Below are 21,801 nucleotides of genomic sequence, written 5' to 3' on the forward strand. Positions count from 1 at the left end.
CCGGTTACTTTGATTGCTGTTTGGCCTGTCAGGCTCTCACGTGTTGAGCAAAAACATACCGCATCTGTACTAAAACAACTCTTTGAGCATCTACGCGAGCAAGATCACGACGAGAGTTCAGTCGCATCTGGAGGTCACTGTGGCGCGGAAACTAAATGAATCCTCAGCAGTCATCGTCGGAGGCACATCCGGCATCGGATTTGCTTCTGCCAAAACACTCCTCCAATCCGGTCTTCAAAAACTCACCATTTGCGCACGGGACGTCACCAAGGGCCGCAACGCCCTGAGCAAACTTGCAGCAGAGTTTCCCGGCGCTTATCTGCATTTTGTGCAATGCGACGCCTCTGACCCGGGCCGCACAGAAACCGCCATTACCCATGCGGAACTGGCTATGGGGCGAATCGATGTGCTGGTCAGCACCGGTGGCGGAGGGGTCATCCCCAGACCATTGCATGAGCTGAAACTGCAAGAGCTCATGCCCACAATCACCTCGCTCATGAGCAGTATTCTGCACCCAATTCATGCGGTTTATCCGGTCATGACGAAGCAACGCTGCGGTTCAATTATTTGTTTAACCTCGGATGTTTCCATAATCCCGACCTTTGGCAGCACAGCCGTCGGGTCTGCAACAGCAGGCATCTCCATGTTCTGCCGTGCCCTAGCGGTAGAAGCCAAACAGCATTGTATCCGGGTCAATTGTGTCAGCCCAAGTGTTGTACGTGGAACCCCTCTTTATGATAAGCTTCAAAGAGATCCTTTTGCTGCAAGCCTCATCTCAAAAGTCGAACAGAACGCTCATCTGGGCGTCATCAAGCCCGACGAAGTAGCCGAAGCGATCAACTTCTTCGCCGGTCCGGGCTCTGCTAAAATAACAGGACAAATCATTAGCGTTTCCGGAGGAGGTACACCGATTTAGATTTTACAGGTCACCAGTCCTATGGAAAGTTTAGAACGCACTTTTACCCTTTCTGAAATGAGCGAAACCCCCGATTTCATTCCCACCATTGCCCATCGCATCTGGCAGACCTGGTGGCGAGACGTAGGCGTTTTGCAAGACGAGATCGAAGTCAAAGTCCACGCAGCTCTTTGTCCTGAAGCTGTCCCCACCGCCTTTGTTGCTCACCGCGACGGAACATACCTTGGCAGCGCATTGCTGATTGAAAGCGACTTTGCCGCCCGTCCTCAACTGACACCATGGGTTGCAGCTGTGTGGACAGAGGAAGTTCATCGCCGCGAAGGTATTGGCACAGCCCTTGTTGCACGGATGGCCCAACTGGCGTTTGAAAACGGGTACTCACGTGTGTATCTGTGCGCCTCAGACGACAACACGCCGTTCTATGAGAAAATGGGCTGGCGCGTGCTTGAGTATCACGTCAAACAGTTGAACGTGCTGGCGCTGGATAAACCTGCCTCGTCATAAGCTGGGTGGGCGTAACACCAAGGCGTTTTTTAAAAGTCGAGCTCATATGTGCGTGGGAAGAAAACCCGCAGGTATAAGCAATCTGGCTGAGAGTGCTGTGTGGTGCGCCAAGAAGTTTGCGCGCGCGCGCCACGCGTCGCTCCACCACATAATCGTGGGGCGTTTTGCCAGTGGCGCCTTTGAACGCACGGTTGAAAAAGCCCGCTGACAGGTCCACACATGCTGCCAGATCAGACATGGACATCTGCCGGGCAAGGTGATCTTCGACAAACTCTTCCACCCGCTTCAACCGCGTATCTGTCATAGACGCTGCGGATGGAGGATCTTGATAGGCGCCCGCCTGAACTTGCTCCACCACATCCAGCAGGGCATAAAGCTGAGCTTCAATTGCTAAGGTGTCCTGAGGCTCAGCTGAAAGAAGTGCCTTGCGAAGATGAAAAGCAGCTTTGATCGCATCAGGCGAGATGGCATGGTTGAAGCGCATCTGCTCTCCGCGATCAGGCAGGAGTTCAGCTGGTACTGTAAAAGTCAGATACTCCCCACCGCGCTCGCTCTCCGAGGTGACATCGCATCCCTTCGGCACAAAGGCGAGGCTGTTGGGCCGAGTCCAGAAATCAACCCGGCGATCGCTGTCAAAAGAATGCGCCCCGCGCTGGCTTTCAAACGCAAACCCGATTAAGGCCCGCGCTGCCGTGTAGGCAACAGCATAGGCGCTGCTTGGCAACAACTGCAGCTTCCACTTGCTGATAATGTCCCGCGCTGAACTCATAGCCTCAGTTGCTTCAATAGGTTCATTTGATTTCCGACGCATTATCTATAAGCCGACTAACCCACGGCAAACAAGGGGACATTGGCCAAAGGCGTTTAGGTCAGTATTTTGAAAGCCATCATCGGCGTCAGGTTGTAAGCTCATGGCAAAGTGTTTTTAACTGCCAAAAGGAAATCGAATGCCGCTGTTTTCACTAGAGGATCTGGAAGCTGCCCACACCACGGTTAAGCAGTTTGTCCCTGAAACCCCGTGTTATGCATGGCCATTGCTGAAGGAACGTAGTGGTGTTGATGTTTTCGTAAAGCATGAAAACCATACGCCAACAGGCTCGTTCAAGGCTCGTGGCGGGTTCACCTATGTGGATGCCTTGATGAAATCTGCGCAAAAGCCAACTGGACTGGTGACGGCGACGCGTGGCAATCATGGTCAGTCCGTTGCTCTTGGCGCGAGCCGAAATGGTGTTCCATCTTATATTGTTGTGCCCGATGGCAACTCACTGGAAAAGAACGCTGCTATGCGCGCGTTTGGGGCCAATGTGATCATTGCCGGCAAGGATTTTGATGAAAGCCGCGTGGTTGCGCAGCAACTGCAGGAAAAACACGGCTATCACATGGTGCCTCCGTTCCACGAGAACATCGTCAAAGGTGTCTCCACTTATGCGCTGGAGCTGTACCGTGCGGTTGCTGATCTGGATGTGGTCTATGTGCCGATTGGCATGGGCTCCGGCATTTGCAGCCTCATCACGGTTCGTGATCTGCTCGGCCTGAAAACCAAGATCATTGGCGTGACCGCTAAAAACGCAGCTGCCTTTGCACTGTCCTTTAAAGCTGGCAAGGCAATTCAGACAGACACAGCTAACACCTTCGCAGATGGGATGGCCTGCCGCGATCCGCAGGCACAGCCGCTGGAGATCATCCTGAAAGGTGCGGAAGATGTGGTCAGCGTGAGCGAGGCGCAGATTGCTGAAGCGATGGCCGCCTACTACAAAGACACCCACAATCTGGCAGAAGGCGCAGGGGCAGCATCACTAGCCGGCCTGATGGCGAACAAACACAATTTGCAGGGCAAACGGGCAGGTGTGATCCTGACGGGCGGCAATATTGACCTGACCACCTTCCTGAGTGTGATGAACACCCACTTGCAGGCAACTGGTGAACTTGCACCAGCCTAACAAAAAGGCCGGAGAGACCTGTTTGCTCTCTCCGGCCTATTGATGAATTAAGCCTGATCTTGCTGAGGTTTGAGCTCCGGCTCTTCCTCTTCAACTGGCGTGTCAAACGACAAGAACCGTTTGTTTGCCCAGGCAATACCAACCAGTGTTAGTCCAAGACCAATGAACGATGTCGCGCGGGCAAGACCATAAAGACCCGACATGTCGATGAAGAACACTTTCAGGCAGGTGATGATAATGAACGCCAGTCCAGCCTGCCCAACTCGTTTACGTTGCTTCACTGAGGCAAACGCGATCAGCCCAACTGAGAAGATCAGCATCGCGACGGTGTAGCTGTAGAGTTCTTCCAGGACCACACCGGGACCTGTCAACACAGGGCCCTGCCAGAAGGCGCGGATTTCCAACCCGACAAACATAACCAGCAAGACGCCCGCCAGACCGCGTGTCACGTTTTGCAGGTAAGCCTCACGGGTCCAGAAGCGCTCAGTTGCCAGCAGCAATGCCAGAGCAGGATACAGATAGGCAATGGAGAGGCTATCAATCGGGAAGTAGCCGAAGACGTGGTCCCGTTCCAGTGGGTTCATCACAATCGCAACCAGACAGTTCAACACTGCAAGGGCCCAGTACCAATGGAATAGCCCTCGTCTCAACTTGGCAAAGGAATTTGAGAAGCTCATCCGCTTCAGCTGAACGGAAACCTGAATTGCCAGAACAAAGGCATAGGACCCATGCATCACATACATGGGCATGTCGCCCTGATCGCGGTAGAACACCTGAAGCAAGGCGCAGAAGAACAGGGATAGGGCTGCCCAAACAGTCGTTTCAAACACAACTGCTTCGCTCTCATCCCCGCGCTGCTGGCCGCGCCACCAGCCAAATGCGCTGAGCGCGAGCACTGGCAGGAACAGCAGCGAAATGTCTGCGTACCCCGCTTCGCCAAATCCGTCTATGTAACGTTGCGTGGTGAAGAAGACCATGCCACTCAGGTAAGCAAAGAACGCCTTTCGCGCTATGCTAAGCCCGAACAGATCTGAGATTTCGAGAACCGCAACGGCTCCGATCATGAGAACCATCGGAAGCGTGATCTCGCCAAAAAAGTAGTAGGCAAATGGCAAGAATAGCAGGAAGGCAAGGGCAGCACTGCCCTCAGTTCCAAACTCAAACTTATGCGCTGACTTGCGGAAATAGACCGCCACGCAAACTTGCAGAGCAAGCGCAAACAGGTAGCCAAAGGCTCCGATAGCGCTCAGCAGCTCTGGCGCGTGCAGGACCGTGTAGACAAAGTAGACCCCCGCGCCAAGCCCCGGCAAGGCGACGGCAGACCAGTTCCAGAACCACGCACGCGTGGAGGTTTGGCCACGTAACAAGCTGCCTCCTGTCACCGCTGTGATCGTAACAGCCAAAGTGGCAAGATAGAACAGCTTATCGTCTGGCACAGATTGCCAGGCCAGCGCCTTCGGCATCCACATCATCAACGCAAAGCCTGCAAGCAGTGCTGGTCCAATCAGATCAAGGCTTTCCGCTTTACTCAAAAAGAACACATGGGCGACCAGCAAACCAGCAAACATCAGCGTCATTGGCCGTGCCAGACCCATGTCTTCACCCGCAAAGAACAACCCGGTCAGCAGCACGAGACCTGTCACGGCGTAGCTTAGCAAAGCTGGATAGGTCTTCTTGTAGTCCCAAAACGCGTTGTCCAATGGCCAGCAAGAGATCGCTGATTTCGGCGGAAAACCAAAGGCAGGCACCGTAATTGTCAGCGCAAGAATTGCGGCCAGCATAAGCGGTGTCAGTTGTTGCTCCGGCATCTGGATCTGCAACAGGAATACCCAGACGAAAACGGAAAGGACGCTGAGTGTGGAGAGCCAGATCCAGCGCTGCAAGCGTTCAACCGCAAAACTTGTTGCCAGCACCATCGCAAAATAGAGATAGAGCAAGGCGGACGGTTCTGACCCACCCACCAGCAGCGGGGAGTAATAGGCCCCAAGAATACCAATGGTCGCCAGCACTGGGCCGTAAAGAAGACCACCACCAATCGCGAGCCAGGACACAAGCGCCAATCCGATGAAGGTGGTCGTTGGGCCAATCAACCCATAAAGCGAATAAGCGCCCACTGTGGCGCCAAACAGAGACGCAAGACCACCACTGGCCGCCGCAACCAGCGGGCCGAACGGATCAACATGCGCCTCTTTCTGCCGGAAGCGGAAGAACTCGGAGCCAGCAATCAGCAAGACACCAAAGGCCAACGCACAGCTGATGCGCATGGCTGGTGAGAGGACGCCGTTCTCAATTCCGTATTGAACAAAGAAGATACCGCCGAAAGCAAGCGACAGCGCACCCAGCCAGACAACCCAGTTTTTGCGGACATTGTCGATAACGCTGCGGGCAACACCGGTAAACCACGCTTCAACCGGATCAGCCTTTGGCTGAGGTGGCGCAGATTGATGCGAGCCTGCCTTCTGCTCAGATTTTGGAGCGTCTTTCTGGGCATTTTTCTGAGCAAGCGTGTCGCGTTTCTCAGGCTTATGCTGCTCCTCACCAGTACCTTTCTCAGAGACTGAAGCCTGCTCAGAAGCTAGAGCAGCCCGCTTTACAGCCTGTGCTTTTGCATCCTCTTTCGGTGCTTCTTGTGCAGCGATGCTACTCGGCACAGGAGGTGGCGTTGGTTTCGCCACTTCACTCCTGGTATCCACGTCTCTCATCCATGGCTTCTTCGACACAGACGGCACATAAGTTTCACGATGCGTCGCTGGCTTTTCAGCAGCAGTTGGAGCAGTCCCCACATTTGGAGGCTGGCCCTGCAACTCAGCCATGCTCTTGTGCAGCTCTTTCATCTGCGCATTCAAAAAAGTGAGTTTGAGCGCAATATCTGAGAGGCGGTTATAAAATGCGAATGCCACGCCAAGGAAAACGGCGACAGCAACAATAATTATGAGTTCCATGAAAACCTGAGGAAGCAAGACTTAAAGAAAAAAAGACTGCGGCAAACCTACACGCATTGCCCGTTAAGAGCCACGACAATTTTTCCTGTGCCTGACCTGCAGCAGTCTCAGCTGGCCTCAGAAGCTTCAAACAAAAAACAGAGGACACCGCCGCATCCTCTGCTTTCAAATTGTACTGTTGGGGGAACGGTACATTCAGACCCTAAAGGCCAAGCTGTTCCTTTAGTCCGCCGATGAATGTTGCATCATCCAGTGCTTTGCGGTTGTCGAGAAACTGGACGGCATCTGCCCCAGCACGATAGCGCAGGGTATCGGTGCCGTCCGTGACAGCGGTATAGATGACGTCTGCCACAACGCTTGGTGCGGAAGGCTGCATGCCTCCGTTCATGGCTCCAAACAGCGCTTGCACAACACCTTGGTATTCCGTCATGCTCTCGTCATTGGTGAAGTCGAAAGAACGACCGGCGAAATCGGTGTTGATCATACCGGGCTCAACAATCTTCATCTTGATGCCAGCAGCCTCAAGTTCAAAGTGAAGCGCTTCTGAAATGCCTTCAACCGCAAACTTTGTGCCGTGATACAGCGCGCCGAGCGGGAAGGTCATCTGGCCACCGATGGAGGAAATGTTCACAATCGTACCGGATTTGTTGGCGCGAAGGTGGGGCAGGACACCTTTTGTCACGGCAATCAGGCCGATGACGTTGGTTTCAAACTGGCGGCGTACTTTCTCCATGGAAAAGGCTTCCAGCGGACCATAAGCGCCATACCCGGCGTTGTTGAGCAGCACGTCAATTTTGCCAAAGCGCGCGATGCCCTCAGCAATAGCCGTTTCAATGGAAGCTTCATCCGTCACATCCAGACGGGTCACAAGAGTATTATCAAGCTGCGTCAGCTCCTCTTCCTTTTCGGGCTGGCGCATGGTTGCAATCACGTTCCAGCCTTTGTCGTGAAAGGACTGTGCAGTGACCTTGCCAATGCCAGAGGACGCGCCTGTGATGAGAATAGTGTTGGACATGAGAAACTCCTGAAACCTTATGCGAGATGTCTTTCGGGAACTCGCTTGTTATTCTTCGTCTCTGTCAAACTAGGGATGCGGTTGGATCGGTTCAAAGCCATATCGCGCCAAATGACTCGCAAATGACGCCAAACTTAAATCTGTCAGGGTGCAGAACGAGAATGGACGAGAAACAGAACAAAACATGAGGCCGGAACCACCAAGATCGGTACAACTGCCGAGAGCTGTTCGACCAATTACCAGCGGGCTGCGTTAACGGGTCGCAACTCCATTCCTGCTATTACAGGCTACAAAAAGCCACAGAGAAGTGGGTATTCTGGCTCAGCTGATTGGCAATGTCCTGAGGGACAAAAGAACAGACGAGATTTCTGCCACTGCCGCTGCCAGTATTTTGGAGCCGATTATGCAGAACGGACTGGAACACAGCACAACAACGCGTGAACTTCCTGTCTCCCAGCAGCCGGAGGTCGACTATGTGCGCGTCCGCTTTGCCGGAGACTCGGGCGACGGCATTCAAATGACGGGCACGCGGCTGGCTGAAAGTGCCGCCAGATTTGGCAATGACATTGCGACATTCCCGGATTTTCCGGCGGACATCCGCGCCCCAAGCGGTACGATCTACGGTGTCTCAGCTTATTCCCTCAATATCGGCCACACCGAGGTGGACACGTTTGGTGATGAAACTGACGCACTTGTGGCGTTGAACCCGGCAGCCCTGCGCAAGTATCTGGAAGGTGTGAAGCAGAACGGTCTGCTGATCATCGATATGGATGCCTTTACCGAGCGCGCCATCACCAAAACAGGTTTTTCTACCAATCCGCTAGAAGATGGGTCACTCTCCAGCTTCCGCGTGCTGCCGCTGGAAATCACCAGCAACACAGAAAAAGCGCTGAAGGAAACCGGCCTTTCCGCAAAGGATGCGCGGCGCAGTAAGAACATGTGGACCCTTGGTCTGGTCCTCTGGCTGTTCGAGCGTTCCACCGCAGATGTTGAGCATTGGATCGAGCAGAAGTTCCACAAAAAGCCTGATGTGGCCAAAGCCAACATCATGGCATTGCAGGCAGGGCATCTTTACGGAGAAGTCACCGATCTGCCGCCGGATGTTTCTCGCTACCGCATTCAACCAGCCCCATTGATGGAAGGCGAGTACCGCTCCATCAATGGCAATGAAGGCATGGCCTATGGCCTTTATGCTGGCGCCACCCTTGCTGATCTTGAACTGTTTTACGGCTCCTACCCAATCACGCCAGCATCACCATTGCTGCACACCGTGGCAAAGTTGAAGGAGTTGGGTGCGATTTCGTTTCAGGCGGAAGATGAGATTGCCGCCATCTGCGCAGCTATTGGCGCTTCTTATGCCGGACATCTAGGCGTGACGGGTTCTTCCGGTCCCGGCATAGCACTGAAGACGGAAGCAATCGGCCTTGCCATCATGACAGAGCTGCCGCTGGTAATTGTCAACGTCCAGCGCGGCGGTCCTTCCACTGGCCTGCCAACCAAGACGGAACAGTCCGATCTGTTTCAGGCCATCTGGGGCCGCAACGGGGATGCACCGCTGCCTGTCATCGCACCAGCCCATCCGGGTGAGTGCTTTGACATGGGTGTGGAAGCAGCCAAGCTGGCCACAAAGCACATGACACCACTCATGGTGCTCACTGATGGCTACATTGCCAATGCCAGTGCCCCATGGAAACTACCGGACTTCAGTGATCCAGCCTATGCTCCATTCCCGGTCAAGAAAGCCACAGATCCAGAGGGTTTCCTGCCCTATGACCACGATCCCGACACCATGGCCCGCCCATGGGCAGTGCCGGGCACTGCTGACCTGATGCACCGCATTGGCGGGCTGGAGAAGCAGGCGGGCAGTGGCAACATCTCGTATGACGGCGAAAACCACCAGCTTATGACCCAGATCCGCGCCCAAAAGCTGGAGGCGATCGCGAAAAGCATTCCGCCGCAGCATGTGGAATCCGGAGAAGCCACCGGCAAACTGGCTTTGCTTGGCTGGGGCTCCAGCTGGGGTCCAATCCGCGTGGCCGCCCGCCGTGCGGAGCTGGAAGGCAAGTCCGTCTCCCACATTCACCTGCGCCACCTCTGGCCTTTGCCGCCTAATCTGGAGGAGCTGCTCTCAGGGTTTGATCGAGTGATCATTCCAGAAATGAACAATGGCCAGTTGGCAACGGTTCTTCGTAGCCAGATGGATGTTCCGGTTGAGAGCGTTTCCTGCGTGAAGGGACGTCCATTCCTCGTCCGTGAGATCGCCAAAATCATTGAGGACGCGCTGGGAGCTTCATCATGACTGACCTGAAACCAAAAGATTTTGCCAGTTCTCTCGATGTTCGCTGGTGCCCGGGCTGCGGTGATTACGCAGTTTTGAAAAGCCTGCATAAGATGCTGGCAGACACAGGCGCAAAGCTGGAAGACACCCTGTGCGTTTCCGGCATCGGTTGCTCCTCCCGCTTGCCATACTACATGGCAACCTATGGCTTCCACACAATCCATGGCCGTGCACCTGCCATTGCGTCGGGTGCAAAGCTTGCTAATCCAGATCTGGATGTGTGGGTGTTCACCGGCGATGGTGACGGCCTGTCCATCGGCGGCAACCATCTGCTCCACGCGCTGCGCCGAAATCTCGATATGCAGATCGTGCTGTTTAACAACCAGATTTACGGCCTGACCAAAGGCCAGTACTCGCCAACCTCGCAAAAGGGCATGCGCACGCCGAGTTCTCCAGGTGGCACAGTGGAAATGCCGCTCAACCCGGCTCGCTTTGCCATTGGGGCAGGCTCCAAGTTCATCGCCCGCAGCATTGACACACAGGCCAAAGTGCTTGGCCCCATTTTGCAAGCGGCCCGCGACTTTGACGGCACCGCCTTCGTGGAAGTGCTGCAGAACTGTGTGATCTTCAACGACGGTGTGTTTGATCACCTGAAAGATAAGAAGCAGGGGCCAGACCACACTATCGTTGTGGAACATGGTCAGCCCATGGTGTTCGGTGTCAATAAAGACAAAGGCATCCGCGTAAAACCCGGCGGCTTTGGACTGGATATCGTTTCATTGGAAGAAGACGGCGTGACCGAAGCAGATCTGCTGGTCCATGACGAAACCAACCACGCCCTGGCCGTTGCATTGGCTGAGCTGGGAGAAAAAGACGGCGAACCAACCGTCCTCGGCATCCTGTTCCGCGAACAAGCCACCGAATTCGGCACCGCCAGCCGCATCGGCCTGCCAGAAAAGCCCTTGAGCATGACCGAAAAACTCATTCACCTCTCTGCAACCCTGCGTGCAGCAGAAACGTGGGATGTGGAGGAGGACGCGGCTTAACGCGTCCTTCACGTTCAAAACCGGAAAGAGCCTGCAAACATGACCGTTTGCGGGCTCTTATCTTGACAGGAGGAGTTTCACCTCCCACGTCTTCGGCCAGTACGAGATACAGGGACTAGACATGACACTTGAACAGATCTGGCAGGAGTATCGTGCGGCGCTCAAAGCCTTTCTGCATTCAAAGCTGAGCAATCCGGCGGATGTAGATGACCTGTTGCAAGATATTTTGATCAAGACATTTGAAAAGCGCAGTGAGCTGCAAGACCAGACTGCACTCAAATCCTGGCTGTTTCAGGTGGCCAACAACGCGATCATTGACCATTACCGCAAGAATGCCACGCGCAGTGACACCTCCGCGGCGGAAGACTGGCACAAACAAGACGCTGCCAGCATTGAGCAGGATCTGGCCGTTTGCATTCGCCCGTTCATTGCCTCTTTACCGGATGACAGCGCGCAGCTTCTGACGCGCATTGATCTTGACGGCATCTCACAAAAGGAACTGGCCGCAGAAATGGGCATCAGCTACTCCACGTTGAAATCTCGCGTCCAGAAAAGCCGCAGTGAAATGCGCAAACTCTATGAAGACTGCTGCAAGATGACTTTGGACGCCAAAGGCCGTGTCGCAGATTATCAAGAAAAATCTGATAGTTGTAAAAATTGCTAGGGCGTATTCCCGAAAAGTGGACACCGGCTTTCCGATAAGAATACGCAGGCAAAAGTAAATCCAAACAGACCGTGAGCCTCCTAAAATCAGTCTGACTTGGATTTTATTTCGTCTTTTTCCGTCCTCGCCCGTCTAACAAGCGAAACTAAATGAGGACATTAAGATGCTCAAAATCATCAGCTATAAAATCTGCCCCTTTGTCCAGCGTGTTACGGCCATGCTTGAAGCGAAGCAGATGCCTTACCAGATCGATTACATAAGCCTGAAGGACAAGCCAGACTGGTTTCTGGACGTCTCTCCAAACGGAGAGGTGCCAGTTCTGATCACCGTGAACGGCACAGCCCTGTTTGAGTCCGATGCCATTGTTGAATACATCGACGAAATAACACCGCCAATGCACCCAGGATTCACACCAGAGCAGAAAGCGATTGAGCGGGCATGGAGCTATCAGGCCGCCAAGAACTATCTGGTCCAGTGCAGCACCATGCGCAGCCACGACAAGGCAACGCTGGAAGAGCGCGCTGAGAAGCTGAGCACACTGTTTGGCAAGGCTGAGCAGCAGCTTTCAGGCGAGGGCTTCTTCTCTGGCGCAGAGATCGGCAACGTTGACATGGCATGGCTACCACTGCTGCACCGTGCTGATATCATAAAACGTCACGCAGGCTATGACTTCGTGAAGGACTTTCCTGCTGTGAAAGCATGGCAGAAACGCCTGCTCGAAACAGGTCTGGCAGAAAAGTCCGTTTCTGAGGACTTCGAAAAACTGTTCGCCGAATTCTATCTCTCCGACCAGACTTATCTGGGCTCTGGAAAGTGTTGCGACACTCCAAAGGTGGATGTCTGCAAAACAAGCGCTTGCTGTTAAGCCTGAGAGCGAGAAGAGCGGCCCCAATCCGTTCTTCTTTGCAGGACGCACAGGTTAATTCTGGAAATGCCCAAGCTGCCATAAACACACCACTATTTCGCGTCAGTGAAGTTCAGTCGTGCTGCGGTTTGCTTGATAAAACATGCTCGCACCGCGATCTTTCAAAAATCACTTTGCGATGTTTTATAATGACAAAAAAGCCCTTCTTCCTTACCACAGGTGCCGCTCTCGGCCTCTTCCTGTCAGCATTCCCCGCCGCTGCGCAACTTGATTGCAGCAACAAACCTGCCTTGCAAGAGCGCTTCACTCTTCAAGGAGCTCTGGTCAAGCAAACCGGTTCCGCGTTGGAATGGAAACGCTGCGCAGAAGGCATGACGTGGGAAAGCGATCGTAAGAGCTGTTCCGGTGAACCAATGCAGGTTGGGCAAGACATCGCTGCCTCTCATTTCGCGGAGAACAGGGAGGGCTGGCGTCTGCCAACAATCCGCGAGCTTTATGGCCTGCTGGATACCACCTGCGCCGATAAAGACGAACTGCACGCCCTGTTTCCAGACCTTACAGCACCAGCCTTCACCGACTACGCCGACTTCTGGTCCGCCACTGGAGACCAGAAGCTGAAAGGCATGTACTACTATCTGGACTTCGTCACCTACGCCCTAGACTTCCACAGCCAGGGCTACTCTCTGGCCGTCCGTGCCGTTCGCGACACAAAGTAACCTTCACTCCGCAAACAGAAAATGGTCCTCCCACTCTGACCGTGCGATGGTGTCACCTGTAAGGAATTCCAGTGCGGTGACGAGGTTGGTGGTGGGGTTGTAGGTGCATTTGTAGGTGAGGTGGTACCAGTCGCCCTTGCTGCGGAAGGCTGCGCCGTCTGCGCTGACGGAATTGCCGAAGACCACCGGGTCTTTATAAGCAAAGGCGACCACGCGTTCCGGGTTGAAGCTCTCGTTCCATAACTGGATTTGCTCCATCACTTCCAGATTGCACAACTGCTCGCGTTGGTCGGAGGGGTCAAACAGAACCAGCGACTCTTTCAATTCTTTGTTTTCAGGCGCGTCCAGCAAACGGCCCAACTGAAAGTGCTGCGCAATAACAGGCTGCGGAGTTTGGATGACTTCTTCTCTCACAACTGGCGGCGGCAAAGGTTGCGGGGCTGCTTCTTCCAGTGGAGCAGAAGAGAGGGATGCCGTTGGTGGTTCTTGTGGGATTGGCGGTGCGATGAGTTGCTCAAACTGAGCAGTGCCAATGAGCTCAACGCCAATGCTTTTGACCGGGCTTCCCCGAAAGCTACGAGGCAGGTGCGACATGGCCAGCACCCAGTAGGCGAACAGATGCACCATTAAAGAGGACGCAAACACCAGCGTATAGGTCTTGTTGGACCCCGCAATGACATAGCTGTTTCTGTCTGCTTGCAATGCGTGCAATGAATCAATCCTGTGTCCCGCCACTCGATATGGTCAGACTCAAGGCAGAACAAGGCAAAAATCCGGCAGAGCCTCTCACATTTCAACTTACCCGCAACTGATTGAACAGGCCCGCCGTCCTACTGAAATCAGTGCCTTACACGTCATGTACAAACGGCCGGAGCGCCTATTTTAGAATTATTTGACATTGCACAAATATGAGTATTAGTTTCATGTTTATAAGGAATGATAAGTGGAGAAGTTCGACCATCGCTCCATCCCTTCTGGTCGAATGCGTTTCCTGTGCCTTGATAAGAAAATGAGCGAAGGCAGATCCTTCGCCGACCGAGATCTGATAAATGCAGCAAACACAAACTATGCCGAAGCATCCCAGAGCGAGCGCAGCTTTCTCCTGGGAAGCATTTTTATCCCTCGGCTTTCGTCCGTTCTATATTGTTGGTGCAGCGTATGCAGCCATCAGCGTTCCGCTTTGGGTTGCCTCCATTATCGGTTTTGTCGAGATCAATGGCCCGCTTGAAGGTGTGCTCTGGCATTCTCATGAGCTGATCTTTGGCTTTGCGGTCGCCATTCTCATCGGCTTCCTCTACACCGCCGTTCAAAACTGGACGGGCCGGCGTACACCGAATGGCTTGGTTCTGGGCGGACTGCTTGCCTTATGGCTGGCGGCGCGTGTACTTTTGTTTGTGGGCAGTGGACCACTTGGGTCTCTCGGGCAAATTCTCGATCTTCTCTTCCTGCCTCTTGCCGCTCTTGGCATCGCAATTCCGTTGTATCAGGCGAAAAACAAACGCAACTACTTCGCGGTGGCTTTGCTGCTGGTGCTGGCTGTGGCAAACGGTCTGTTCCACGCCATTGCGTTGGATCTGATCAGTTATGACTCTGCCGATGTGTTCCTCTGGGCTGTTGATGTCTTCGCGATCTTCGTAACCGTCATTGGTGGGCGCATTATCCCGCTCTTCACCAACAATGCCCTCGGCGTAAAACGCGCAGTGCGCAACCAGCGCCTTGAAGATGCAATTGGCCTTGGCATGGTGATGCTGCTGGTCAGCGACATCTATTTTGGCATGAGCTATGAGGCTGCAACCCTACGCGCGGTTGGCCTGCTGTTGCTTGCCGGACTGCACATTGTGAAGATGGGCCTGTGGCGCCCTCAGATCACATGGGGCAAACCAATCCTCTGGATTCTGCCGGTTTCCTACGCCTGGCTGCCAATTGCATTGCTGCTGCGGGCAGGGGCTTTGCTAGACGCGCCATGGGATCAGGTGCTGGCGATCCACGCGATCACCGTTGGTTCCATCGCGGGTATGATGCTGGCCATGATGACACGCAGTGCGCTGGGTCACTCCGGCAGACCACTTCAGCCAACATGGGTTGAGATCGCGATCTACTATCTCATTGTCATGAGTGCAGCGGTGCGGGTGTTTGGTATTCTCCTATATCCGCAGGGATATTTCATGGTTCTGGGTCTTTCAGCCCTGTGCTGGGTTGGTGCATTTGGCCTCTTTACCGTTAGATACTGGGGCATTGTCACCCGGCCAAATACAATCTTCTAAAACCACAAAGGCCCGGTTTTCCGGGCCTTTCCTGTATTCAAGCACACCTCTTTATTCAGAATATTCTCATATATACCTATGCACTGTTGCTGATATATCGCAGCGTCAGTTTCTTTTTTAGACCAAACGGTCAACTTACTTGATTTAACCCGTCTGACGGCTCAATACTTAAGCGGTTTCTTTATTAGAGATCTTTGATTACCGCTCTGTACCACTCCTTTCGAGCCATATTGCAGACCATAGATTATGACACCGCTCCTTGATCAGAGTATCAGCGATATCTTCCGGACCTTCATGAATGAAGAGCCGCTGGAAAATGCGTTGAAGCAACTGCAGACAAAGTACTCAGAGTTTCCCTTTGCCATCAATGTGCAAAGCCTGGCAGACCGTCACTATGACTATCGCAAGGTTTTGAATGTAGGGCAGGCGTTCCACGACAGCTTTGCGCCCGTCGCCCAGCTCAATCCGCTGCCCTCCGTCTTAAAACGGGTTGATATTGAAGAGCCCTGCCGCCCGCATCGCCATTTCCGAAAAGAAGACATCCACGCTGACTATGTCGGCAACTTCATTGAGCCCAACGACAATATCGATCGCGCCATTACTCTGATGATTGATCGTCAAAACGGTTTGTGTTCCTACATCAACATCTCCCTTCCTTATGCTGTGTCAGAAAGAGATGAGGACCAGCTCTATGAGGAAGTGAAGTTCCTGCAGCCGTATTTCCGCAATGCTTTTCAGCTGGCTTTGCAGCGCCGCATGCGCGAGGCGGTTGCTCCCACCAAGGCATTGGGCAAGTTCTGGTTGGAGCAGATGCCATTCAGCGCTCTGGTGGTTGATGAAAACAGCGGCGTGCAGGTGATGAACGGGCGCGCAGAAAAGCTGCTGAGCAAGCACACCAACTTGCAGCTTGGGCGTTATATGCGGCTCTCTGCCAAGGCCGTGGATGAGGCCAGCGCACTGGAAAGCGCCGTCAGGCAGTCCATCTACACTCACACTCTGCCGTCTCCGGTCATCATCCGTAATGAATTTGGTCCGAACACACTGGTCTTTATCCAGCCTATCGAGACCCAAAAGGATGCTCCTGCGTATCTCTCGCAATTTTTGGCCAGACCAAAATACTGCCTGATGATGATCTTTGATCCGACCGATTTTGCCGAAGTGCCAGACAAGATGATCAGCCATCTGCTGAATCTCACCCCGAAGGAAACCGAGGTTGTGAAGGCGCTGACCAATGGTGCGTCAACACGAGACGCTGCTGAGCAACTCGGCATTTCTTACAATACCGCACGAAACCACATCGCCAACGTGTCCCGGCGGCTGGATGTTGGCTCGCAAACAGAGATCGTGCGGCTGGTGATGACCACGCTTTCACGCTATCCGTGGCAGGCCTGATATAATCCCTTCAGGGTTTTCCCTCAGTGGCCTAAACCCACCCCCTCAATTTCATGCATCTGACATATTGGCGAGGAAAATAATCTGATATTTTCACTAGATATATCAGCGCGTTACCACCCTATTTTAGAATTTTATGTTTTTCTGCAGAAAATTAGTGCAATTGCATCAAGTCACCTCGAAAAATTCTGAGTAAATTTAACTCAGCAAACAAGAGGCGTCGGGAGCACAGGTTTTCGGAGGCAGTCTTGGCACAGAAGGCATACCTTCAACCGCAATTCGGTCCTTAAGTTTGCTGCTTGGTGGTTTGTTTGCTTGGGAAATGAGCCGCCTGTATTGTTGCAAATTATTGCCTAGCCGGCTTAGCCTTCCATATTTCAAAAGGCGACGCCGGTCTTTTCTTGCTTAATTGAACCTGTCGGATTGAACGCTCCCACTGCACATGGCACAGTGGTAATCTCCTCGTTCATCACGGTGCTCACATGACTTCCTCAGATACTTCCACCGCTCTCACCTACGAAAAATTCTCGGCTCTTTTGGAATCTGGCAGACCAATTGAAGATGCTGAGCTGGAAGCGTCCTGGCTTGAGGGCAAAGACCTGCGGGATGCGCAGTTTCTCAATTGTAGTTTTGAGCCCGAAGGTGACTTCAATTCCGTAGATTTTCGTGAAAGCAGCTGGAAAGACACCCAGTTCCCGGCCTGCACCTTTAAAAGCTGCGATCTGCGTGAGGCAAAGTTTGAAAACTGCAGCTTTTATTATGCCGACACACGGGCAGGCGGGTGTTTTCGCCATGCAGACCTGAGCAATGTGGAGTTTCACAACTGCGATCTGCGCCTCACCATCTTTCCGTATTCGCAAATGTTCTGCATCACCTTCCAAAACTCCCGTTTGACGGGTGCCTCACTTGCGGGTTGTGACTTTGGCAAGGTTGCGGGCAAACGCGCGTTGAAGACACGGGCAACATTCACCGACTGTCAGCTGAACTACGCAACTCTGTCTGATCTGGATCTGGAGGAATGCATTCTCACCGACTGCGATCTGACCAGCAGCAACCTGTCCAACACGAACCTGACCAATGCAGACCTGAAGCGCAGCACGCTTTCTGATGCGGAAACGGAAGATCTTGATCTGACCTACGCGGATTTGCGAGGTGCTGATCTGGGTGCGCTCTTCTTAACAAGCCTGCGCGGATATCGGGGTATGATTGTTTCCGCCAGCCAGCAACACCTTCTGTTGCACGGCCTCGGCATCAAGGTTGATCCGGACTAAAGCCATCACAGTTTTCCATACAAAAACCCCGCCTCAAGTGAGGCGGGGTTTAAGTTCATTGCCCGGAGAGTATTTTGCTTATTTTGCAAGGCCTTTGATGCGTGCAACCAGATCAGCCAGTTGAGGTGACTTTTCTGCAAGCGCGTCATGCATTGGCAGAACTGCGCTGATGAATGGAGCTTTTTCAACTTCCACAAACTCAACTTCAAGCTTGGTTTTTGCAGCTTCAATCGCTTCAAGGGTCTGTTTGTTGTAAAGGTCGCGGTGGAAATCCATCATTTCACGTGCAGCTGTTTTCAGCGCTTTCTGGCTATCTGCTTCCAGACCATCCCACACTTTGGTGGAGACCATCAGAACGCCAGGGATCATGGTGTGCTCGTCACGGGAGTAGACTTTTGCAACTTCACCGTGGCGCACATCAACCAGTGCCTGCGGGTTGTTTTCAGCACCATCAACCACGCCCTGCTGCAGAGCGGAATACAGCTCGCCGAAGGAGATTGGGGTAGGCGCGCCGCCAAGCAATTCAACCATCTGGATTGCGGATGGGGAAGGCTGCACGCGGATCTTCATACCCTTCAGATCAGCTGGACTGTTGATTGCTTTGTTTGCGTAAAACGAGCGGGAACCGTCCACCATAAACGCCAGACCAACAAAGCCTTTGTCCTTGGAAGCCATGAAGACGTCTTCAGCAACATCAGAGGTCAACACTTTGTAATAGTGATCTTCGCTCTCAAAGATGTATGGGAGGGTCAACGCAGAATATGACTCTTCAAAGGCTTCCATTTCTGCTGCATTGGAACGGGCCATGTCCAAAAGGCCGTTCTGCATCAGTTCAACGGATTCACGTTGTGTGCCAAGCTGCGCGTTTGCGAAGATGCGCATTTTGACATCGCCGCCGGAAAGCTCTTTAACGCGCTTTGCCATGAACTCCAGAGAGATATGTGCCGGGTTGTCAGTCGGCAGGTTATGGCTGACCTTCAGGGTCTTCGCTTCTGCAACGGTCGCGCCCACCATAAGAGCAGATGTAAGCACAGCACCAATAAAATGAGACTTGCGGAACATTCTTCTAAATTCTCCCTTGAAGTACACAGACAAACGACGCCTGCTACGGAATTCCCGATTTATCGAAATGAAACCGATCTTCCCTTCGGCGACATCCCTTACCAGTACTTCTGACCAATTTCACAAAAAGGTCAACCAAAATATCAAATCTAGGTGTTGGCACTGACAATTGATCATGCCTCATGAAACACACCCCAGAAAAACAAAACGTAGATGATGAAAGCCACATAACCTTCATGAAAAGTGAGGTTTACTAATGCTTTCTGAGTAATAATAATATTAGTATCAACTTACATCGAACACAACTCGCAGTAACCGACCTCTTTATTTCAACGCCGGACTTTATGCTAAATCCGACAGAAACTTACATTTAACTATACTGACTGGCATGCATTGGCAGCCGATCTGAAATAATGTCCGACCTCTCGATCGAAATCACCCAAAATAGGTCGACCAAATACATACAACCTCAGAGCAGCTCCCAGTTTATCCCGAGAGAGATTCGTATTCTTTGGCAGTTCTTTGTCTTTTCATAATTGGCTGACCAATACTTCAAGCCATCCCAACCAAATGAAAACCTGCGGTCCAAACATTGTTATGGGAACAATATAAAAGTGCGTAAGATCGGTTTTTCCTCGCATCGCCGCGCGCTTTACTAGATATATCAGCCTTGCTTTTTATCTTTGTGAGGTTTGACATGGCACAGCATTGCGATTTCCTGATTATCGGCGGCGGTATCGCTGGCATCAGTGCAGCCTCTCAACTGGCAGAGAACGCAAAAACCATTGTGCTCGAAATGGAAGATGTGATCGGCCATCACTCAACAGGCCGCTCTGCCGCGATCTTCATTCGCAACTACGGCAATGCCGTCATCCGCGCCTTAATCGCCGCTTCCGAACCCACCCTCATGAACCCGCAAGGCATCTGCGAGGACACCGTGCTCACGCGGCGCGGGCTATTGATGCTGGCGGAAAAGGGCAAAGAAGACCAGCTGGAAACCTACGAGGAAGACGCAGAAGGATTAGAGACACGGAGCGCTGAAGAGGCCCTCGCCATGGTCCCAATTCTCGATCCGGATAAAGTCTCCTCCGCGCTTTACGAGCCCAACGCATTGGACATTGACGTGGACCGCCTGTTTCAAGGCTATGCCCGCCTCTTCAAATCCCGTGGTGGAGAGATCGTCCTTTCAGCACCTGCCAATCAAATAGAGCGGCAAGACGGACTTTGGCAGGTGACCACGCCAAAAGGTACATTTTGTGCGCCTGTTCTGATCAACGCCGCAGGCGCATGGGCTGATAAGATTGCAGAACTTGCAGGTATCAAAACAATTGGCCTGACCCCAAAGCGAAGGACCGCTGCAATTCTGCCCTTGCCGGACGGTGTCGACAGCAGCAACTGGCCTTTGTTTGAGGGAGCTGCCGAACCTTTTTACGCCAAACCAGAAGCGGGCAAACTGCTCGTCTCTCCCGTGGATGCGGACCCTGTTGAACCTCATGATGCCTTCGTGGATGACATGGTTCTGGCAGAAGGCCTTTACCGTTTTGAAAATGCCGTGAACTTCTCCGTCACCCGTGTGGAACACAGCTGGGCAGGCCTTCGCAGCTTCGTGGAGGATCGCAGCCCCGTTGTGGGGTTTGCTCCTGATGCAGCGGGCTTCTTCTGGCTCGCCGCTCAAGGTGGTTACGGCATTCAAACCAGTCCGGCGCTCTCCCGTCTCACCGCAGATCTCTGCCTCAAACGTCCTTCGGAACTTCCGGAGGAGATCGTGGCAGCGCTTTCACCAAACCGATTTACATAAAGCATAGGAAGTCCCCCATGTCTGATATTACTCGCCTGGGCAAAGGCCCACGCATGAGCCAGATCGTCGTTTACAACGGCATCGTGCATCTTTCCGGTCAGGTCGACACCAACGGCAAAACCGCAGCTGACCAGACCCGCGCCATTCTCGCCAATATTGAGAAACTGCTGGAAGACGCTGGCTCCAACAAGTCCCGCATCCTGCAAGCCACCATCTGGCTGAATGATGTTGCCGATTTTGCTGAGATGAACTCCGTTTGGGACGCATGGGTTGACCCGGAAAACCCACCGGCCCGCGCCTGCGGCGAATGCAAACTCGCCCTCGACAGCCTCAAAGTAGAAATCCTCATCACAGCCGCAGTCGCTGCCTGATCAGAGTGACATAGATAACGGAGAGGGGAATAAGGTCTCCTCTCCTTTTGCTCAAAGCCAGCCACTTTTAGTTTAGGCCGCTTCGGAGGCCTGTGTGATCTTGGCAATTTGCTTATGGGCTTCGCTCAAGCCTGCTTCTGCAGCTTGTGGTCCCATCGCCAATCCGTTTGCGTAGATGAACTCGATCTCCGTGATCCCTATCAGGCCCAAGGCCGCTTTCAGATAAGGGGTGATCAGATCATTTGGGGTGCCAAGAAAGTTGCCGCCCTGTGTAACCGAGATATAGCATTTCTTTCCTTCCAGAAGGCCGATCGGGCCATTTTCTGTGAACTGAAAGGTCTGTCCTGCGCGCGTTACATAATCAATCCAGGCTTTCAAAGTGGATGGGATCATCAGATTGTACATCGGAACGCCAAGCACGATGAAATCAGCTTCCTTTAGCTCCAAAATCAAGGTGTGAGACAGAGCCAGTCCAGCTTGTTGCGCTGGCGTCTGAGCTGCCTTGGGATCATGGAAGCTTTGGAAAATGCTGTGATCCAGATGGGGGATCGGGTCTTTGCTAAAGTCCCGTTTTATGTGCCGCATTCCCACAAATCTGGAGAGCAGCGCATCGGTCATTGTGTTGGAGAGCTTTGAGGACTGAGCGTCCTGATCTTGCATGCTTGCGTTGATTTGCAAAAGAGTTTTCATGAGCTAATTCTCTTAGAAATAAAGTTGGGTGCCCCCCTGTTGGATGCCGGAGGAGCCCAAGTTGCAT

General features: G+C 53.0%; 19 protein-coding genes. 13 read left to right on the forward strand and 6 right to left on the reverse strand.

Annotated features, from left to right (window positions below; genetic code table 11):
* The first annotated feature begins 139 nt into the window (after window positions 1–139).
* The gene (locus tag DHN43_RS19170) at window positions 140–916 is read left to right on the forward strand and encodes an SDR family NAD(P)-dependent oxidoreductase (RefSeq protein ID WP_108819696.1); all 777 of its coding nucleotides are present in this window, start codon (window positions 140–142) and stop codon (window positions 914–916) included.
* A 21-nt stretch (window positions 917–937) separates the two neighbouring features.
* Window positions 938–1,420, forward strand: a complete 483-nt coding sequence (locus DHN43_RS19175; RefSeq protein ID WP_108819697.1) for a GNAT family N-acetyltransferase — start codon at window positions 938–940, stop codon at window positions 1,418–1,420.
* On the opposite strand, the gene DHN43_RS19180 is transcribed toward DHN43_RS19175, so the two are convergent.
* Window positions 1,374–2,231 carry a helix-turn-helix domain-containing protein gene (locus tag DHN43_RS19180; RefSeq protein WP_208995491.1) on the reverse strand — a complete coding sequence of 286 codons (858 nt, stop codon included), beginning with the start codon at window positions 2,229–2,231 and terminating at the stop codon, window positions 1,374–1,376. The two genes, DHN43_RS19175 and DHN43_RS19180, sit on opposite strands and share 47 nt — an antisense overlap.
* Before the next feature lie 136 nt (window positions 2,232–2,367).
* Between DHN43_RS19180 and DHN43_RS19185 the strand changes: the two genes are divergently transcribed.
* Complete coding sequence (locus DHN43_RS19185; RefSeq protein ID WP_108819699.1) at window positions 2,368–3,360, forward strand: threonine dehydratase; 993 nt, start codon at window positions 2,368–2,370, stop codon at window positions 3,358–3,360.
* 47 nt (window positions 3,361–3,407) lie between these two features.
* Here the strand turns inward: DHN43_RS19185 and DHN43_RS19190 are convergent, their stop codons facing one another.
* Both DHN43_RS19190 and DHN43_RS19195 read right to left on the reverse strand, forming a co-directional pair.
* Window positions 3,408–6,302: a DUF2339 domain-containing protein gene (locus DHN43_RS19190; RefSeq protein WP_208995492.1), complete on the reverse strand. Its 2,895-nt coding sequence runs from the start codon at window positions 6,300–6,302 to the stop codon at window positions 3,408–3,410.
* 202 nt (window positions 6,303–6,504) lie between these two features.
* A complete protein-coding gene (locus DHN43_RS19195) occupies window positions 6,505–7,317 on the reverse strand; it encodes an SDR family oxidoreductase (protein WP_108819701.1) in 813 nt (270 codons plus the stop codon).
* Window positions 7,318–7,624: 307 nt separating this feature from the next.
* On the opposite strand from DHN43_RS19195, the gene DHN43_RS19200 reads away from it, so the two are divergent.
* The 5 genes from DHN43_RS19200 (at window position 7,625) to DHN43_RS19220 (ending at window position 12,886) form a co-directional block, all read left to right on the forward strand.
* A complete protein-coding gene (locus tag DHN43_RS19200) occupies window positions 7,625–9,616 on the forward strand; it encodes a 2-oxoacid:acceptor oxidoreductase subunit alpha (RefSeq protein WP_208995493.1) in 1,992 nt (663 codons plus the stop codon).
* Window positions 9,613–10,641: a 2-oxoacid:ferredoxin oxidoreductase subunit beta gene (locus DHN43_RS19205; RefSeq protein ID WP_108819702.1), complete on the forward strand. Its 1,029-nt coding sequence runs from the start codon at window positions 9,613–9,615 to the stop codon at window positions 10,639–10,641. The genes DHN43_RS19200 and DHN43_RS19205 overlap by 4 nt, the downstream gene beginning before the upstream one ends.
* Before the next feature lie 121 nt (window positions 10,642–10,762).
* On the forward strand, window positions 10,763–11,305 hold the full coding sequence (gene sigZ / locus DHN43_RS19210) for an RNA polymerase sigma factor SigZ (RefSeq protein WP_108819703.1): 543 nt from the start codon (window positions 10,763–10,765) through the stop codon (window positions 11,303–11,305).
* A 163-nt stretch (window positions 11,306–11,468) separates the two neighbouring features.
* Window positions 11,469–12,170 (forward strand): glutathione S-transferase family protein, encoded by a 702-nt coding sequence (locus DHN43_RS19215; protein ID WP_108819704.1) that lies wholly within the window; start codon window positions 11,469–11,471, stop codon window positions 12,168–12,170.
* 188 nt (window positions 12,171–12,358) lie between these two features.
* Window positions 12,359–12,886 (forward strand): Lcl C-terminal domain-containing protein, encoded by a 528-nt coding sequence (locus DHN43_RS19220; RefSeq protein WP_108819705.1) that lies wholly within the window; start codon window positions 12,359–12,361, stop codon window positions 12,884–12,886.
* 3 nt (window positions 12,887–12,889) lie between these two features.
* On the opposite strand, the gene DHN43_RS19225 is transcribed toward DHN43_RS19220, so the two are convergent.
* Entirely contained in the window at window positions 12,890–13,597 is a 708-nt protein-coding gene (locus DHN43_RS19225; protein ID WP_108819706.1) for a DUF930 domain-containing protein, read from the reverse strand.
* Window positions 13,598–13,935: 338 nt separating this feature from the next.
* Here DHN43_RS19225 and DHN43_RS19230 point away from each other — a divergent pair, with 338 nt between their 5' ends.
* The 3 genes from DHN43_RS19230 to DHN43_RS19240 all read left to right on the forward strand — a co-directional run bounded on the left by DHN43_RS19230 (window position 13,936) and on the right by DHN43_RS19240 (window position 17,813).
* Window positions 13,936–15,150: an NnrS family protein gene (locus DHN43_RS19230; RefSeq protein WP_108819707.1), complete on the forward strand. Its 1,215-nt coding sequence runs from the start codon at window positions 13,936–13,938 to the stop codon at window positions 15,148–15,150.
* Between the two features lie 246 nt (window positions 15,151–15,396).
* Window positions 15,397–16,542: a helix-turn-helix transcriptional regulator gene (locus tag DHN43_RS19235; protein WP_057462401.1), complete on the forward strand. Its 1,146-nt coding sequence runs from the start codon at window positions 15,397–15,399 to the stop codon at window positions 16,540–16,542.
* 482 nt (window positions 16,543–17,024) lie between these two features.
* Window positions 17,025–17,813 carry a pentapeptide repeat-containing protein gene (locus DHN43_RS19240; protein WP_063302960.1) on the forward strand — a complete coding sequence of 263 codons (789 nt, stop codon included), beginning with the start codon at window positions 17,025–17,027 and terminating at the stop codon, window positions 17,811–17,813.
* Between the two features lie 78 nt (window positions 17,814–17,891).
* Here DHN43_RS19240 and DHN43_RS19245 read toward each other — a convergent pair whose 3' ends face one another.
* Window positions 17,892–18,875: a TRAP transporter substrate-binding protein gene (locus DHN43_RS19245; protein WP_108819708.1), complete on the reverse strand. Its 984-nt coding sequence runs from the start codon at window positions 18,873–18,875 to the stop codon at window positions 17,892–17,894.
* Between the two features lie 697 nt (window positions 18,876–19,572).
* Here DHN43_RS19245 and DHN43_RS19250 point away from each other — a divergent pair.
* Entirely contained in the window at window positions 19,573–20,673 is a 1,101-nt protein-coding gene (locus DHN43_RS19250; RefSeq protein ID WP_108819709.1) for an NAD(P)/FAD-dependent oxidoreductase, read from the forward strand.
* A gap of 17 nt (window positions 20,674–20,690) precedes the next feature.
* Window positions 20,691–21,044 (forward strand): RidA family protein, encoded by a 354-nt coding sequence (locus DHN43_RS19255; protein WP_063302957.1) that lies wholly within the window; start codon window positions 20,691–20,693, stop codon window positions 21,042–21,044.
* A 72-nt stretch (window positions 21,045–21,116) separates the two neighbouring features.
* Here the strand turns inward: DHN43_RS19255 and DHN43_RS19260 are convergent, their stop codons facing one another.
* Window positions 21,117–21,734: an FMN-dependent NADH-azoreductase gene (locus DHN43_RS19260; protein WP_108819710.1), complete on the reverse strand. Its 618-nt coding sequence runs from the start codon at window positions 21,732–21,734 to the stop codon at window positions 21,117–21,119.
* Window positions 21,735–21,801 lie beyond the last annotated feature (67 nt).

Origin of the sequence: Pseudovibrio sp. Alg231-02, from assembly GCF_900143565.1 — a bacterium.
GTDB lineage: Bacteria > Pseudomonadota > Alphaproteobacteria > Rhizobiales > Stappiaceae > Pseudovibrio.

Coding starts and splice junctions, on each gene's coding strand:
- sigZ (WP_108819703.1), top strand. CDS start 10,763: ATGACACTTGAACAGATCTGGCAGGAGTATCGTGCGGCGCTCAAAGCC.
- DHN43_RS19245 (WP_108819708.1), bottom strand. CDS start 18,875: ATGTTCCGCAAGTCTCATTTTATTGGTGCTGTGCTTACATCTGCTCTT.
- DHN43_RS19260 (WP_108819710.1), bottom strand. CDS start 21,734: ATGAAAACTCTTTTGCAAATCAACGCAAGCATGCAAGATCAGGACGCT.
- DHN43_RS19205 (WP_108819702.1), top strand. CDS start 9,613: ATGACTGACCTGAAACCAAAAGATTTTGCCAGTTCTCTCGATGTTCGC.
- DHN43_RS19175 (WP_108819697.1), top strand. CDS start 938: ATGGAAAGTTTAGAACGCACTTTTACCCTTTCTGAAATGAGCGAAACC.
- DHN43_RS19250 (WP_108819709.1), top strand. CDS start 19,573: ATGGCACAGCATTGCGATTTCCTGATTATCGGCGGCGGTATCGCTGGC.
- DHN43_RS19255 (WP_063302957.1), top strand. CDS start 20,691: ATGTCTGATATTACTCGCCTGGGCAAAGGCCCACGCATGAGCCAGATC.
- DHN43_RS19235 (WP_057462401.1), top strand. CDS start 15,397: ATGACACCGCTCCTTGATCAGAGTATCAGCGATATCTTCCGGACCTTC.
- DHN43_RS19195 (WP_108819701.1), bottom strand. CDS start 7,317: ATGTCCAACACTATTCTCATCACAGGCGCGTCCTCTGGCATTGGCAAG.
- DHN43_RS19230 (WP_108819707.1), top strand. CDS start 13,936: ATGCAGCAAACACAAACTATGCCGAAGCATCCCAGAGCGAGCGCAGCT.
- DHN43_RS19215 (WP_108819704.1), top strand. CDS start 11,469: ATGCTCAAAATCATCAGCTATAAAATCTGCCCCTTTGTCCAGCGTGTT.
- DHN43_RS19240 (WP_063302960.1), top strand. CDS start 17,025: ATGACTTCCTCAGATACTTCCACCGCTCTCACCTACGAAAAATTCTCG.
- DHN43_RS19190 (WP_208995492.1), bottom strand. CDS start 6,302: ATGGAACTCATAATTATTGTTGCTGTCGCCGTTTTCCTTGGCGTGGCA.
- DHN43_RS19185 (WP_108819699.1), top strand. CDS start 2,368: ATGCCGCTGTTTTCACTAGAGGATCTGGAAGCTGCCCACACCACGGTT.
- DHN43_RS19180 (WP_208995491.1), bottom strand. CDS start 2,231: ATGCGTCGGAAATCAAATGAACCTATTGAAGCAACTGAGGCTATGAGT.
- DHN43_RS19220 (WP_108819705.1), top strand. CDS start 12,359: ATGACAAAAAAGCCCTTCTTCCTTACCACAGGTGCCGCTCTCGGCCTC.